The organism is Microbacterium sp. K41, assembly GCF_004794395.1.
Classification (GTDB): Bacteria; Actinomycetota; Actinomycetes; order Actinomycetales; family Microbacteriaceae; genus Microbacterium; species Microbacterium sufflavum.
The window spans coordinates 1-11,962 of sequence record NZ_SSDO01000400.1 but is presented as its reverse complement, the minus strand read 5'-3'; the positions used below and the strand labels follow the sequence as shown (position 1 = coordinate 11,962).

11 protein-coding genes are annotated in these 11,962 nt (G+C 70.0%); 3 read left to right on the top strand and 8 right to left on the bottom strand.

Translation table 11 applies throughout. The features are described from left to right. Positions 1-209: 209 nt before the first annotated feature. The 5 genes from DW309_RS12595 to DW309_RS12575 form a co-directional block, all read right to left on the bottom strand. Positions 210-1,295 (bottom strand): ABC transporter ATP-binding protein, encoded by a 1,086-nt coding sequence (locus tag DW309_RS12595; protein ID WP_136045573.1) that lies wholly within the window; start codon positions 1,293-1,295, stop codon positions 210-212. A gap of 2 nt (positions 1,296-1,297) precedes the next feature. Continuing rightward, positions 1,298-2,191, bottom strand: coding sequence for a carbohydrate ABC transporter permease (locus tag DW309_RS12590; RefSeq protein ID WP_136037310.1), 894 nt, complete (start codon positions 2,189-2,191; stop codon positions 1,298-1,300). Next, on the bottom strand, positions 2,184-3,110 hold the full coding sequence (locus DW309_RS12585) for a carbohydrate ABC transporter permease (RefSeq protein ID WP_136045572.1): 927 nt from the start codon (positions 3,108-3,110) through the stop codon (positions 2,184-2,186). The genes DW309_RS12590 and DW309_RS12585 overlap by 8 nt, the downstream gene beginning before the upstream one ends. A gap of 10 nt (positions 3,111-3,120) precedes the next feature. Then, the gene (locus DW309_RS12580; RefSeq protein WP_136045571.1) at positions 3,121-4,452 is read right to left on the bottom strand and encodes a sugar ABC transporter substrate-binding protein; all 1,332 of its coding nucleotides are present in this window, start codon (positions 4,450-4,452) and stop codon (positions 3,121-3,123) included. Between the two features lie 75 nt (positions 4,453-4,527). Beyond that, complete coding sequence (locus DW309_RS12575) at positions 4,528-5,556, bottom strand: Gfo/Idh/MocA family protein (protein WP_136045570.1); 1,029 nt, start codon at positions 5,554-5,556, stop codon at positions 4,528-4,530. Positions 5,557-5,690: 134 nt separating this feature from the next. Between DW309_RS12575 and DW309_RS12570 the strand changes: the two genes are divergently transcribed. Further along, a complete protein-coding gene (locus DW309_RS12570) occupies positions 5,691-6,908 on the top strand; it encodes an ROK family protein (protein WP_136045569.1) in 1,218 nt (405 codons plus the stop codon). A gap of 46 nt (positions 6,909-6,954) precedes the next feature. On the opposite strand, the gene DW309_RS12565 is transcribed toward DW309_RS12570, so the two are convergent. The 3 genes from DW309_RS12565 to DW309_RS12555 all read right to left on the bottom strand — a co-directional run bounded on the left by DW309_RS12565 (position 6,955) and on the right by DW309_RS12555 (position 9,425). After that, the gene (locus DW309_RS12565; protein WP_136032822.1) at positions 6,955-8,502 is read right to left on the bottom strand and encodes a DHA2 family efflux MFS transporter permease subunit; all 1,548 of its coding nucleotides are present in this window, start codon (positions 8,500-8,502) and stop codon (positions 6,955-6,957) included. Further along, a complete protein-coding gene (locus tag DW309_RS12560) occupies positions 8,499-9,125 on the bottom strand; it encodes a PadR family transcriptional regulator (protein WP_136036709.1) in 627 nt (208 codons plus the stop codon). The genes DW309_RS12565 and DW309_RS12560 overlap by 4 nt, the downstream gene beginning before the upstream one ends. An 87-nt stretch (positions 9,126-9,212) precedes the next feature. Beyond that, a complete protein-coding gene (locus DW309_RS12555) occupies positions 9,213-9,425 on the bottom strand; it encodes a hypervirulence associated TUDOR domain-containing protein (RefSeq protein WP_136032818.1) in 213 nt (70 codons plus the stop codon). 104 nt (positions 9,426-9,529) lie between these two features. Here DW309_RS12555 and DW309_RS12550 point away from each other — a divergent pair, with 104 nt between their 5' ends. Together DW309_RS12550 and DW309_RS12545 are read left to right on the top strand one after the other, a co-directional pair. After that, positions 9,530-10,405, top strand: coding sequence for a phosphoribosylaminoimidazolesuccinocarboxamide synthase (locus DW309_RS12550; protein WP_136045568.1), 876 nt, complete (start codon positions 9,530-9,532; stop codon positions 10,403-10,405). 148 nt (positions 10,406-10,553) lie between these two features. After that, positions 10,554-11,909, top strand: coding sequence for a uracil-xanthine permease family protein (locus DW309_RS12545; RefSeq protein ID WP_136045567.1), 1,356 nt, complete (start codon positions 10,554-10,556; stop codon positions 11,907-11,909). The last annotated feature ends 53 nt before the right edge of the window (positions 11,910-11,962 follow it).

Genomic DNA, 11,962 nt, shown 5'->3' with positions numbered 1-11,962 from the left:
TGGGCGACGAGCGCGGCGAGCGCGGAGGCGGTCGCCGTCCGGGCGAAGCGGCGCAGGCGGCGCGCCGTGGAGGATGGATTTCGGCTCACGTCGAGTGCTCCTCGGAGGTTCGGATGGGGCGACCCGGCGGCCGCCGACCATCCACCCTAACCCTGTGAACCCGCTGAACCGGAACGCGGGAGTCCGCGGAACCCGCGTAATGAACCGGCTCACGACACGGCGAGGCGCCTCCCGGTCTCGGGGTCGAAGCAGTGCAGGCGCGCGCGGGTCAGGTCGACCACCACCGCGTCGCCGACGCCGTAGGAGCCGAACCCGGGGACGCGCACGAGGAACTCGACGTCGCCCATCGTGAGGTGCACGTCGGAGACGTTGCCGAGCGGCTCCACCGCGACGACGGTGCCGTGCGGCTGCTCACCGGCCAGCGGTCGCCGCAGGTCGCACTCCTCCGGGCGCAGTCCGACGCGGATCTCCTCGGGCAGCGCACCCGACTCCACACCGAACGCGGTCCCCGGGAGCACGTGCCTGCCACGCTCGCCCCGCTTCGCCGTGAACAGGTTCATGCGCGGTTTGCCCACGAACGACGCCACGAACTCGGTCGCCGGCTCGTGGTACACCTCGTACGGGCTGCCGTACTGCTCCAGCCGTCCGCGGCTCATCACGGCGATCCGGTCGGAGAGCGTCATGGCCTCCTCCTGGTCGTGCGTGACGTAGACGCTGGTCGCGCCGAGCTCGCGGTGCAGCACCTTGAGCTCGCTGCGGGTCTGGTCGCGCAGCAGCGCGTCGAGGTTCGACAGCGGCTCGTCGAACAGGAACACCGCGGGGCGCCGGGCGATGGCGCGGGCGAGGGCCACGCGCTGCCGCTGTCCACCCGACAGGCTCTTGGGCTTCACGTCGAGCACGTGGGCGATGTCGAGCCGTCGGGCGGCGTCGCGCACCCGGCGGTCGATCTCGTCCTTGGCGACCTTGCGCATGCGCAGCCCGAACGCGATGTTCTCGTAGACGCTCATGTGCGGATACAGCGCGTAGTCCTGGAACACGAACGCCAGGTCGCGCTTGTCGGGGTCGAGGTCGTCGACCCGCCGCCCGTCGATGAGGATCTCCCCGCCCGAGATGTCCTCCAGCCCGGCGATCATGTTGAGCGTGGTGGTCTTGCCGCAGCCGGAGGGACCGAGCAGCGACACGAAGTGCCCGTCCTCGATCACGTAGCTGAGGTCGGAGACCGCCTTGCGGGCCTCGTGCCCGCGCTTCGGGCGTCCGTACGACTTCTCAACGCCCACCAGTTCGATCTGTGCCATGATCAGCCTTTCACCGCACCCTCGGTCATACCGCGGATGATCCATTTCTGTGCCACGAGGGTGAGGATCAGGACCGGGATGGCCGTGATCACTCCCGCCGTCGCCGCGGACGTGTAGTCCATCGCGAACAGCCCCTGGAACGCCGCGGTCTTCACCGGCAGGGTCACGGCGTTGTTCGACGTCAGCACCTTCGCCAGGAAGAAGTCGCTCCAGCTGGTGATGAACGCCAGGATCGCGGTCGCCGCCATGCCGGGCGCTGCGAGCGGGAAGGCGATCCGGTACATGATCTGGAACCGGTTGCACCCGTCGATGCGGGCGGCGCGTTCCAGGCTCGGCGGGATGTCCTCGAAGAACCCGACCAGCATCCAGATCACGAGCGGCAGGATGAACGCCGTGTACGTCGCGATCAGCCCGAGCAGCTGGTCGTAGAGGCCGACCGAGCGCAGCAGGATGAACAGGGGCACCGCGAGCACGATGACGGGGATCGCCTGCACGGTCATCATGCTCAGCAGCAGGGGCTGGCGACCGCGGAACTTGAACCGGGCGATCGCGTAGGCGCAGGCCGCGCCCACGGTCATGCAGATGATCGTGGTGGAGATGCCGACGATCGCGGAGTTCGCCATCGGGGTGAGGAAGCTGCCGTCCGACAGCAGGCGCACGTAGGACTCCACGGTCAGCAGGGACGGCGACAGGTCGGGGGTACGGCCCTGCAGCGCGCTCGACGGATACACGCTGAACACGAACATCCACAGGAACGGCGCCAGGAAGAACGCCATCACGAGCACGAGCAGCACCGCGCACACGACGGCCGTGAGGCGGCGCCGTCCGCGTCGTGACACCCGGCGCCCGCGCGGGCGGGCGGTGGTGACGAGGGCGGTGGTGGTCAGGTCAGGCATGCGCCTCTCCCCTCTTGCGACGGAACCCGCCGAACAGCAGGATCCAGAACACGGCCACCACGAGCACGAGGATCATGATCCCGACCGCCATCGCCGAGCCGTAGCCGCGGTCCAGGTTGCTGAAGTTCACCAGGTACGCGAGGAAGTTGATGGTGGTGGTGCCCTCGGCCGGGCCGCCGGAGCCGCCCGTGAGCACGTAGATGGTGTCGAACACCTTGAGCGACCACATCGACTGCACGATCAGCGCGAACATCAGGGCGCCGCGCATGTTGGGCAGGGTGATGCGCCAGAAGGCCCGCCACGGTCCCGCGCCGTCGATCGCCGCCGCCCGGTACAGGTTCGACGGGATGCCCTGCAGCGCCGCGAGCATCAGCAGGCACAGGAACGGCAGCAGCTTCCACATCTCCGCGAACACCAGGATGTTCATCGCGAGCGCGGGGTCGGACAGCCACTGCACGTTCTCCTTCGTGAGACCGAGTCCGCGCAGGATCGTGTTGGCGATGCCGGTGCTGCCGTCGAAGATCAGCTTCCACATGATGCCGTTCACGACGGGCGGCACGGCCCACGGCACGAGCAGCAGCACCCGGGCGAGCGTGCGTCCGCGGAACTCCCGGTTCAGCAGCACCGCGATCGCCACGGCCAGCGCGACCCCGCCGATCACGGTGATCACCGAGAAGTACGCCGTGCGCTCCATCGCCCGGTGCACCGCGGGGTCGGTCAGCAGCTGCCCGTAGTTCTCCAGCCCGATGAAGGGGTGCTCCATGCCCAGCTTGTCGTTCCACTGATGGAACGACATGAACACGGCGTAGCCCATCGGGTAGCCGAGCAGCATCGCGATGATCAGCACCGCCGGCGCGATCAGCAGGAGGCCGAAACGCAGATCCCGCCGGCGGCTCCTCTCCAGGAGGTTGACGCCCATTCCCCGATCCCTACTTCAGGTACTTCTTCACGAGGTCCTCCGCCGTCTTCTGCGCCGACTCCAGCGCCTCCTTGGGGGAGGTCTTGCCGTTCATGGCGTTGATGAGCTGCACGGAGAGCGCCTGGTCGAGCTCGTTCGACCAGGGCGTGCCGTAGCGCTTGGTGACGTACTCGGTGGACTGCTCGTAGGTGGACAGGATGGGCAGCGCCTCCCGCGCGGCGGGCTCGGCCAGCACCGTCTGCGAGACGGGGAACCAGCCCTCCTTCTCGACGATGTCGGTCTGCACCTTCCCGGTGGTGACGAACTGCAGCCATGCCAGGGCCGCTTCCTTGTTCTTCGAGAACTTGCTGATCGCGAAGCCCTCGGAGCCGTCGATCGACGCCGACCGCACCGACATGCCGGGGAGCAGGCCGTTGCCCACCGTCGCGGCCGAGGTCGCGGCGCCGGCGGCCGTGGCGACCGCGTACTGGAACGGCCAGTTGAACACCATGCCGGTGCTGCCGCGGGCGAAGAGGTCGGCGAGGTCGGACGCGTTGGTGATCTGCAGCGAGGAGGGGTCCATCACCTTGTGCACCTGCAGCAGCTCGACCATCTTCGACAGCGCCTCGACGCCCGCGTCACTCGCGAAGGTGGGCTTGTAGTCGGCGTCGTAGAACTCCCCGCCGTTGAGCAGCAGCGCGCGCAGGAAGTTCTGGTACGCGCCGGCGGGGTTGCCCATGTCGCACGCATAGCCGTACTGCCCGCCGCCGGTGAGGGCCTTGGCCGCCGCGACGAACTCGTCCCAGTTCGCCGGGCCCGTCTCGGGGTCGAGCCCGGCCCCCGCGAACAGGTCCTTGTTCCAGAACATGGTCTGCGCGCTGACGAACTTCGGCAGGCCGTACACCTTGCCCCGCCACGACACCGCGTCGAGCGCCGGCTGGATGAGGTCGTCCGGCACGGCGGAGGGGTCGAGCTCCTCCAGCCATCCGGCCTGCCCGAACTCGGCCGACCAGCCGGCCCACGTCATCACGACGTCGAACGACGAGTCCTGCGCCGCGAACATCGTGGCCATCTTGTCGTGCAGGTCGTTGAAGTTGCCCTGCTGGTAGGTGACGACCTTGATGCCGGTCTGCTTCTCGAACTCGGCGATGGCCCAGTCCTTGAAGATGCTGTTGGTGTTGTCGTCGAGGATTCTGATCTGGCCGGAGGGCTTCCCGGAGCCGGCCGTGAGCGGTCCGGTGCTCTGCTGCCCTCCGCCTCCGGGGGTGCAGCTCGCCAGGGCCATGGCCCCGACGGCGAGGCCACCGAGCTGGAAGATCTGACGCCGGGAGAAGCCCCGGCTCATCGACGGTGATGCGTTCATTTCCTTGCTCCTTCGTGCAGTTCCGGACGGATGTCGCGTGGTTTCGGGTCTCGCGGTGGTGCAGGTGAAGCGGGGTCAGACGGAGATGGAGACGACGTCGCCGGTCTCGAGGGCGGTGTGCACCGCCTCGATCGCGGCGGTGATGAGGAGGCCGTCGCGGGCGTCCGGCACGTCGACGGGCTCCCCGCGGAGGAGGCGGACGAAGTCGCCGACCATGTCGATGGGCACCCCGTGGATGCGGCCGGCGCGCTCATGCACCGCCGACTGCACGAGCTGCCCGCGCTGCGCGTCGTAGACGATCACACCGTCGTCGGCGCCGTCGATGTGCACGACCTGACCGGCGGACTGGATCTCGTAGCGGAAGTCGAACACCGACGGCATCGACTCGGGCAGCACCCACGACGAGTTGAGCGCGACGTGCGAGCCGTCGGCCATCGTGAACACGGCGTTGACGCGATCCCACGTGTCGATGCCGGCCTCGGTGAGGCGGTCGCGCGCGCCGACCGCGTACACCGATACCGGGTGCGTGCGGCCGATCCAGCACGCGAGGTCGAGCGAGTGCGGCATGAGGAACCACGCGGGCGAGCTCTTCGAGGACCACGACAGCATCTCGGTCGGCACGAAGATCGTGTCGTTGAGATTGATGATCTGGGCGCTGATCCTCGGGTCTCCGTCGGCGCCGAGACGGGTGCGCACCGCCGAGTACCGCACGTTCCAGCGGTTCTCGAAGCCGACCATGACGCGCACCCCGGCGGCGTCGGCGGCTTCGAGGATCGCCCGCGCGTCGTCGATCTCGGTGGCCAGCGGCTTCTCGATCATCAGGTCGAGACCGGCCTGGGCGCAGAGCACCGCCGCCTCGCGGTGGGCGAAGTCGGGGGTCGCGATCACGACGCCGTCGAGGTCGGGGTGGGCGGCGAGCAGCTCCTCGGTGCTCGCATAGCCCGGAACGCCCAGCTGCGCGACCATCGCGGACAGCACGCCGGGGCTGCGGTCGCAGATCGCGACGAGCTCGGACTGGGGGTTCTCCTGCAGCGCTCTGGCGAACATGCCGCCGCGGATCCCGCCGCCGATGACTCCGACTCGTGCCGACCTGCTGTGGTTCACTGCCTACCCCACTTCGTCATGGATGCCCGCGCGCCGCGAGGTATGTATGACACTAAACCATACATTCTTCCTTGTAAACTGATCCGCAGACGGAGCCATCGCCGCCACCCGTCGCGACCGGAAAGGCAGGTGCCATGGCACCGTCAGGCAAACCGCAGGCCGACCTGGTGTTCTCCGACCAGAGCTCGCGCCGTCCGCTCATCACCACGAGCGCGATCGGAGCCGCGAACCGCCGCCGCGTGCTGGAGACCCTGCACCGCCTCGGCCCCTCCAGCCGCGCGCAACTGGCCCGCTCGCTCGGCGTGAACCGAGCCACGATCGCCACGATCCTGCAGCCCCTGCTCGACTCCGCCACCCTCGTCGAAGGCGACCCCGTCGCGCCGTCCGAGGCCGGAGGCAAGCCGGCCCGACCGCTCTGGTTCCGCGGCGACGGCCCGTGGCTCGGCGCCGTGCACCTCTCCCCCGACTTCGTCGTGGCCGCCCGCATCGCCTTCGACGGCACGATCCACGAGATGCACCACGCGGCGTATAGCCGCGACGCGTCGACCGACGAGATCACCGCGTGCCTGCACCAGGTGACCGACGGCTGCTTCGCGGGAGAAGCCCTCGTCGGCATCGGCGTCGCCGCGGCGGGCATGGTCGACACCAGCACGGGCAGCGTCATCTCGATGCACCTCACCCCTGGGCTCAACGGGCTCCCGGTCGTCGCGCTGCTGGAGAAGCGCTTCGGCGCCACCACCCTCGTCGACCACCACCCGCGCGTCCAGGCACTGGGCGACCGGTGGTTCGGGCTGGGGCGGGAGATCCAGGACTTCGCATCCGTGTACACCGGTGAGGCGCTGGGCTTCGGGATCGTGCACGGCGGCGAGGTGCTCCGCGGCGAGAACGGTGCCGGGGGCGAGTCCGGCCACACCATCGTGCAGCTCGACGGCGACGAGTGCCGGTGCGGACGGCGCGGCTGCTGGGAGACGGTCGCCACGCTGGGCTGGCTGCGCGACCGGGCCGCGGCCGACGGCCTCCCGCACGCCGACACCCTCGACTCCCGCAGCCTCGCCGCCCTCGTGGCGGACGGCTCGGACGACGCCGCGGCGCTGCTCGACCTGTACGCCCGCAACCTCGCGATCGGCATCGCGAACAACGAGCAGATCCTCGCGCCAGGGCACTACATCATGCACGGCGACGCCTGCACGGGCGGCGAGGCGCTGCGCACGGCCCTGCAGACCTGGGTCACCCGGCTGGCACCCGAGCGCGGACAGCCGCCGACGGTGTTCTTCGCGGAGGACCCGGATCAGATCACGCTGCTCGGGGGCGCCGGGCTCGTGCTGTCCTCGGTCTTCAGCACCCAGGCCTGACCCCGGGGCGCAGCCGGAACGGGGGAGGGCTGGACCCTCCCCCGGCTCACGCGGGAGGGGCGGGGGCCGCGGTGGCCGGAGCCGCCGCGTCGTCACGGTCGTAGCGACCGAGGAACAGCGCGGCCACGAGCGCGACGACGATCACGGCCGCGGGCAGCAGCAGCGCCTGCGCCATACCCGCCGCGAAGCCCTCCGCCACCTGCGGCGGCAGTGACCCGCCCCCGCTGATGCCCGCCGGCGCGTCCGACAGTCCGGGCAGGTTCGCCTCCAGCCGCGACTGCATGAACGCGGCGATCGACGCCGAACCGATCACCGAGCCGATCGTCCTGGTCGTGTTGTAGATGCCCGCGCCGGCACCGGCCTGCCGCGGCGGCAGCTTGCGCGTGGCCGTGGTCGCGAGCGGACCCCACATGCCCGCGTTGCCGATGCCCATCAGGGCCGACGGCAGCAGGAACATCAGGATCGGGGTGTCCATGGTCGTCAGCGCCGAGTACCAGAGCAGCGCCCCACCCACGCAGAGCAGTCCGGGGATGAGGATCACCCGCGGGTCGACGCGGTCGAGGATCTTGCCGGCCACGGGAGCCAGCACTCCCGACAGCACCGCCATCGGGATGAGCAGCATGGCCGCCTCGGTCGGGGTGAGCCCGCGCGCCGTCTGCAGGAAGAACATCATCGGCAGCGACATGCTGGTGACCGTGAAGCCGACCGCGGCGATCGCGACGTTCGCGCCCGAGAAGTTGCGGTCGCGGAACAGCCCGAGCGGCACGAGCGGCTCACTCCGGGTGCGGGCCTGCTGCACGATGAACAGCGCCAGCACCACGACGCCCGCGATGATCAGGCTCCACACCGAGATCGGACCCCAGATCACACCCCAGTCGAACTTCTCGCCCTCCTGCAGCCCGAACACGATCAGGAACAGGGCCACGGCGCTCAGCACGACACCGACGAGGTCGAAGCGGTGCGGGTGCGTCTTCAGCCTCGGCACCAGGATCCACGCGAGCACGAACGCCACGACACCCACGGGCAGGTTCACGAAGAAGATCCACTCCCAGCCGAGGCCGTCCACCAGCAGGCCGCCCGCGAGCGGACCGACGAGCGTGGCCACGCCGGCGGTCGCCCCCCACAGCCCCATCGCCGCACCGCGCCGCTCCGGCGGGAAGGTGCGCGTGATGACGGCCATGGTCTGCGGCGTCATGAAGGCGGCGCCGAGACCCTGCACGGCACGCGCCGCGATCAGGCCCTCGAGGGTGGTGGACAGCCCGCACCACAGCGACGCGAGCGTGAACACCGCGAGCCCGATCAGGTAGATGTTCTTCGGGCCGAAGCGGTCACCGAGGCGTCCGGTGATCAACAGCGGCACCGCGTAGGCCAGCAGGTAGGCGCTGGTGACCCACACGACGTTGTCGAGGTTGTTGGTCTGCGGGTCGAGTGCGGCCTTGATGGCCGGGTTCGCGACCGACACGATCGTGGTGTCGACGAGGATCATGAAGAAGCCGATGACGAGCGCCCACAGGGCGGGCCACGGGCTCTTCGGCGCGTGACCGGCCGCGAACGGACCGGTCTGAGGCCCTGCGGCCTGGCGGGATTCGGTCATTGCTGTGCAGCCTTTCGCTGAGCGCGGTAGCGGTCGGAGTCGTCGAAGGCGTCCGGCCCCCAGGGGAGATCGTCGCCGTCGAGGCGGGTGAGCAGGGAGTCGAGCCAGCGCAGCTCCGCGTCGAGCAGCGCCTCCTGTCGCTCGATCTCGACGAGGACCTGGGCGGGGACACCCTTGGTGCGGGCGCCGCGGAGCCCGTCATGGTGCAGCGCGTGCGAGTCCCGGAGGGCGGCGCGGCGGTCGTGGAGCAGCGCGACGACATCGGTGCGTTCGAGGTTGTGGGCCTCGGCGAGCGCGACCCGGGCGTCGACCTCGCGATCGATGCGGGGCAGGGCGCGACGCACCCAGGAGACCACCGTCTCGCGCCCCGCGTCGGTGAGCGTGTAGGTCGTGCGCTCCGGCCGCTTTCCGTCGCGGTCGGTCCCGACCTCGGCGAGCAGCCCCGCCCGCTGCAGCCGGGCGACCGTGTGGTACAGCGTGCCGTTGGTGACGGTGATGAGCCGATCGTCGTGCCGAGCGCGCAGCAGCCGGACCATCTCGTAGGGGTGCATGTCGCTCTCGCGCAGCAGCGCGAGCACCATCACGCCGAGCGGCGTGAGCGCGTCCACCGGGTCCTTCGCCATGTCCTCACCTCGATTAGTCCATGTGGACTATACGCCCGATCAGGCTCCCGCGCCACGTCGCGCGCGGCGATACCGGTTCCGGGCGTCTCACCCCAGCCGACGCAGAGCGGAGCCCTTGTGCGCCGCACGATCGCCGCTCTTCTCCGACTCCACGAGATACGCCGGCTCCTCGTCCGAGGCGGTGAAGTGCTGCCCCGCGAACGTGAAGTCCTTCGTCCGCTTCTCGACCACCGTGCCGCGCGTGCGCCCCTGCGACGTGTTCCAGCTCACCCGATCGCCTTTCGCGAGATCCTTCGTCATACCCGCTCCCTTCGATGCGGCGATCCTCGCCCCCGGAGCACGCGGCCCGCGCTCCCCTTGACTTCTGTGCGGGCGCCGCCACGGGAGACCGGGATAATGGGCGGGTGAGCACACCCACGGCAGGCACCGCGCAGAGCATCCCCGGTTGGCGACACCTCTACTCCGGCAAGGTCCGCGACCTCTACGCCTCGGAGGACCCGGCCGACACCCGCATCCTCGTCGTCGCCTCCGACCGGGTGAGCGCCTTCGACGTGGTGCTGTCGCCCGGCATCACCGACAAGGGGGCCCTGCTCACCCGCCTCAGCCGCTGGTGGTTCGCCCAGCTCGACGTGCCGAACCACCTGGCCCCGGGCGAGCTGCCAGAGGAGGTCGCCGACCGCGCGATGCTCGCCCAGTCGCTGGAGATGCTCCCGATCGAGTGCGTCGTGCGCGGCTACATCACCGGCTCCGGCTGGGCCGAGTATCAGGAGCACGGCACGGTGTGCGGCATCACCTTCCCGGACGGCCTGCACAACGGCGACCGGCTGCCCGAACCGCTGTTCACCCCCGCGTACAAGGCGCCGATGGGCGAGCACGACGAGAACATCACGTTCGACCGCGTCGTCGAGCTGGTCGGTGCCGAGCGAGCGGCCGAGCTGCGCGACACCTCCCTGGCCGTGTACGCGAAGGCGGCGGCGATCGCGGAGGAGCGGGGCCTGATCCTCGCCGACACCAAGTTCGAGTTCGGCACCGACGCCGACGGCACCCTGCGCCTCGCCGACGAGGTGCTCACCAGCGACTCCTCGCGGTACTGGGACGCCGAGGCGTGGCGCACCGGCACCACCCCGGCCGAGCGGATGGCGAGCTTCGACAAGCAGATCGTGCGCGACTGGCTCGCCGCGAACTGGGACAAGCAGGGCGAGCCGCCCGCGCTGCCCGACGAGGTCGTCGCCCGGACGACCGCGCGCTACCGCGAACTCATCGACCGCCTGGGCGCCTGAGCCGGACTACTCCACACGCCGCACGTCGGTGTGGCTGACGTCGTCACCCGCGTAGAGGAGCGGCTGGCCGATCGGCGCTCAGGCAACACTCAGGAATCGGTAGTGTTTCTTCAGCACTCCCGCCACCCCCGAACCCTGAGGAGCCCGCATGCCCCTGTGGAAGCTGCACGGAAACGGACGCACGATCGAGGCCGGCGCGGTCGTCCGTCCCGACGAGCGCCTGAGCTGGTCCGCCACCGTCGCGATCGGACTCCAGCACGTCGTCGCGATGTTCGGCGCCACCTTCCTCGTGCCGACGCTGACGGGCTTCCCGGTCTCGACGACCCTGCTGTTCAGCGGCCTCGGCACCCTCATCTTCCTGCTCATCACGAAGAACCAGCTGCCCAGCTACCTCGGCTCCTCGTTCGCGTTCATCGCCCCGATCACGGCCGCCGTCGCCGCGGGTGGCACCGGCTCGGCGCTCGCGGGCGTCGTCGCGGTCGGCGTGCTCCTCGCCGTCGTCGGGCTCGTCGTGCAGTTCGCCGGGCTGCGATGGGTCGACGCACTCATGCCCCCGGTGGTCGCAGGGGCCATCGTCGCCCTGATCGGATTCAACCTCGCCCCCACCGCGTGGAGCAACTTCCAGCTCGACCCGGTGACCGCGACCATCACCCTCGTCGCGATCATCCTGTTCGCGGTGCTGTTCCGCGGCTTCCTCGGCCGCATCTCGATCTTCCTCGGCGTCGCGGTCGGCTTCATCTGGGCCGCGTTCACCGGCTCGTTCGACGTGCCCAACGCCCTCCGCGGCGGCAAGACACCGGCCGAGCTCATCGCCGAGGCACCCTGGGTCGGCCTGCCGCACTTCCAGCTCCCCGACTTCGTCGAGCCGGGCACGTGGTCGACCATCGCGATGTTCCTGCCGGTCGTGCTCGTGCTCATCGCCGAGAACGTCGGCCACGTGCGCGGCGTCGCGACCATGACCGAGGACCCGTCGATCAACAAGCACACCGGCCGCGCACTGATCGCCGACGGCGTCGCGACCACGATCGCGGGCGGCTTCGGCGGCTCGGGCACCACGACCTACGGCGAGAACATCGGCGTGATGGCCGCGACCCGCGTGTACTCGACCGCCGTCTACTGGGTGGCGGGCCTGTTCGCGATCCTGCTCGCGTTCTCCCCCAAGGTCGGCGAGGTGTTCAACTCGATCCCCGCCGGCGTGCTGGGCGGCGCGACCACGGCCCTGTACGGCCTGATCGGCATCATCGGCATCAAGATCTGGGTCGACAGCCGCGTGGACTTCTCGCGCCCGGTCAACCAGTACACGGCCGCGGTGTCGCTCGTGATCGGCATCGCCGGGTTCTCGATGCAGCTCGGCGACTTCGCGTTCGGCGGCATCGTCCTCGGCACCGTCGCGGCGCTGCTCATCTACCACCTGGGCAACCTGATCGCCCGCGCCCGCAAGACCGGCGCCGACGACCCGAAGCCCCTCGAGCCCGTCGGCCCCCTGGGCGGCGACCCCGCGTAACGCCCGGGGTCCCGTCCCGTCCCGTCCACTGTCGGGATCGAAAACGCACCTCC